General features: G+C 74.5%; 1 protein-coding gene. It reads right to left on the bottom strand.

Going from position 1 to position 353, the window contains the following annotated elements; all coding sequences use genetic code 11:
* Positions 1–353, bottom strand: a 353-nt coding sequence (locus AC1DYG_RS21060; protein WP_477641759.1) for a hypothetical protein, incomplete at both ends; no start/stop codon positions are given.

Below are 353 nucleotides of genomic sequence, written 5' to 3'. Positions count from 1 at the left end.
GTCGAGGGCACGGCGGTACCCGCGCAGGCCGGCGTCGACCGCGCCGTCGGCGAGGTCCGCCTCGGCAAACGCGGCGGCGATCGAGGCCGCGCTCTGGTGGTCACCGGACGCCCCCGCTCCTCCGGACGCCGCTCCCGTACCGGACGAGGCGCCCGGCGGCTGCGCACCGTCGAGTTCGCGACGGGCCTCCTCGACTCGTCCCGCACCGACAAGGGCGGCCCCGATGTAGCTGCGCAGTGTGGTGCTCTCCTCGAATGCATGCAGGTCCCAGAGGATCTCGGCGGCCTGCCGGTAGTAGCCGACCGCCTCCCCGTAGCGCGCGGACTGACCGGCCAGGCTGCCGAGGTGCTGAC

The sequence above is a fragment of the Pedococcus sp. P1_H8 genome (assembly GCF_056405175.1).
This window is presented reverse-complemented; position numbering and strand designations above follow the sequence as displayed.